The organism is Aliivibrio sifiae, assembly GCF_002954705.1.
Taxonomy (GTDB): Bacteria; Pseudomonadota; Gammaproteobacteria; order Enterobacterales; family Vibrionaceae; genus Aliivibrio; species Aliivibrio sifiae_A.
The window spans coordinates 270542-272895 of the sequence record NZ_MSCO01000003.1; the positions used below are offsets into that span (position 1 = coordinate 270542).

Sequence of the window (2354 nt, forward strand, 5' to 3'; positions counted from 1 at the left end):
ATCCCTAACCCTCCCCTTAGTAAAGGGAGGGGACAGTGCATCATTCGCTGTAATCACAACGATCACCTCTGAATTCTACAAGGGAGCCTGCGACCGATCTGAACTCTGCTCTTTCCTTTAAATATTTACATCATAAACCCTTGCAATCCCCCCCTAAAAACCCCATTAATAAATCAAAGCCAAATCATGGCACTTTATTCTTAAATGGAAAATTATCAGGAGACGCCCAATGAATATCCGTCCTTTACATGACCGTGTGATCGTTGAACGCCAAGAAGTTGAATCAAAATCTGCAGGTGGCATCGTGCTAACTGGCTCAGCGGCTGAAAAATCAACGCGTGGTACGGTTCTAGCTGTTGGCAAAGGCCGCATTCTAGAGAATGGTTCAGTACAACCATTAGACGTAAAAGTTGGCGATTCAGTGATCTTTGCAGAAGGCAATATCAAGGCTGAGAAGATCGAAGGCAAAGAAGTATTGATCATGTCTGAATTTAACATCCTAGCGATTGTTGAATAATAAACGATATTAAGAAAAGAATTTAAAAAGGAAATTAAAGATGGCTGCTAAAGACGTTAAATTTGGTAATGATGCACGAATCAAAATGCTAGAAGGTGTAAACGTTCTGGCTGACGCGGTAAAAGTAACTTTGGGTCCTAAAGGCCGTAACGTTGTTTTAGATAAATCATTTGGTGCACCAACAATCACTAAAGATGGTGTTTCTGTTGCGCGTGAAATCGAACTTGAAGACAAGTTCCAAAACATGGGCGCACAAATGGTTAAAGAAGTGGCTTCGCAAGCGAATGACGCGGCGGGCGACGGAACAACAACTGCAACAGTTCTTGCTCAAGCTATCATTGCTGAAGGCCTAAAAGCCGTTGCTGCTGGCATGAACCCAATGGATCTTAAACGTGGTATCGACAAAGCAGTTGTTGCTGCAGTTGAAGCACTAAAAGAGCTGTCTGTTCCATGTGCTGATACAAAAGCTATCGCGCAAGTAGGTACTATCTCTGCAAACTCTGACTCTACTGTTGGTAATCTTATTGCTGAAGCAATGGACAAAGTAGGTCGTGACGGTGTTATCACTGTTGAAGAAGGCCAAGCACTTCAAGACGAATTAGACGTTGTTGAAGGTATGCAGTTTGACCGTGGTTACCTATCTCCATATTTCGTAAACAACCAAGAAGCGGGTTCTGTTGATCTAGAAAGCCCATTCATCTTACTGGTTGATAAAAAAGTATCAAACATCCGTGAATTGCTTCCAACGCTAGAAGCTGTAGCGAAGGCATCTCGCCCTCTTCTTATCATCGCTGAAGATGTTGAAGGCGAAGCACTTGCTACTCTAGTTGTGAATAACATGCGTGGTATCGTTAAAGTTGCTGCGGTTAAAGCGCCTGGTTTTGGTGATCGTCGTAAAGCAATGCTACAAGACATCGCGGTTCTAACTGCGGGTTCTGTAATTTCTGAAGAGATTGGTCTAGAGCTTGAAAAAGTAGTTCTTGAAGATCTTGGTCAAGCGAAGCGTGTAACTATCACGAAAGAAACAACAACTATCATCGATGGTTCTGGTGAAGAGACAATCATCTCTGGCCGTGTTACTCAAATTCGTCAACAAATCGAAGACGCAACGTCTGACTACGATAAAGAAAAACTTCAAGAGCGTGTAGCTAAACTAGCTGGCGGTGTTGCAGTAATCAAAGTTGGTGCTGCGACTGAAGTTGAGATGAAAGAGAAGAAAGACCGTGTTGAAGATGCACTTCACGCCACTCGCGCTGCGGTTGAAGAGGGTGTTGTTGCTGGTGGTGGTGTTGCACTTATCCGCGCTGCATCTAAAGTTGCTGGCCTTGAAGGCGACAACGAAGAGCAAAACGTAGGTATCCGTGTAGCACTCCGTGCAATGGAAGCGCCTATCCGTCAAATCACTAAAAATGCGGGTGAAGAAGATTCAGTAGTTGCTAACAACGTTCGCGCTGGTGAAGGTAACTACGGTTACAACGCTGCAACTGGCGTTTACGGCGACATGATCGAGATGGGTATTCTTGACCCAACTAAAGTTACGCGTTCTGCACTTCAGTTCGCTGCATCTGTTGCGGGTCTTATGATCACAACTGAAGCGATGATTACTGACAAGCCACAAGATTCTGGTCCTACTATGCCTGATATGGGCGGCATGGGTGGAATGGGCGGTATGATGTAAACGTCCCCATAAACTAATTCACTTTATAGTGTAATGTGTTTGAAGAGCCGAGGCAGAGATGTCTCGGTTTTTTTGTATATGTTTTAAGAACACCCCCTCCCAGCCTCCCCCTTATTAAGGGGGAGGAGCCGATTGTAGTTGTTGTAATTTCAGCGATCA

The 2354-nt window shown here is 44.4% G+C and carries 2 protein-coding genes; both read left to right on the forward strand.

The genetic code is table 11. From position 1 onward, the window contains the following. Positions 1-229 precede the first annotated feature (229 nt). On the forward strand, positions 230-517 hold the full coding sequence (locus BTO22_RS18615) for a co-chaperone GroES (RefSeq protein ID WP_060993308.1): 288 nt from the start codon (positions 230-232) through the stop codon (positions 515-517). Positions 518-557: 40 nt separating this feature from the next. Beyond that, a complete protein-coding gene (gene groL, locus BTO22_RS18620; protein ID WP_105056787.1) occupies positions 558-2195 on the forward strand; it encodes a chaperonin GroEL in 1638 nt (545 codons plus the stop codon). Positions 2196-2354 lie beyond the last annotated feature (159 nt).